Source organism: Monashia sp. HAY1-2A, from assembly GCF_056755315.1.
Map to the genome: position 1 here is coordinate 1 of NZ_JBNDHY010000757.1, position 238 is coordinate 238.

The following is a 238-nucleotide window of genomic DNA, read 5'->3' on the forward strand; positions in this document are numbered from 1 at the left end:
GTGTGGTTCATCTCCTGGCGCGCGCGCACCCACGACGCGGCCTGCGCGGCGCCCTCGGACTTCGTCTGCGTCCTGGGCGGCTTGCTCGTGCGGCCGCTGGTGGCCAGTGCTGCCACCTGCGCCTCCAACTCCGTACCTTTGAACCGGCGCACATCCGCTTTCAGAAGTTTGCCTTGTCCCGCAAGGGCTTCCGCCACCACCGCCGCCACGTCAATATTGCCGGCGTTCAACGCCAGCG

1 protein-coding gene is annotated in these 238 nt (G+C 68.1%); it reads right to left on the minus strand.

What is annotated here, in order from left to right; all coding sequences use genetic code 11:
* Positions 1 to 238 (minus strand): hypothetical protein (locus ACPYOM_RS23815; protein WP_481347878.1); only part of this gene is annotated, 238 nt, incomplete at both ends.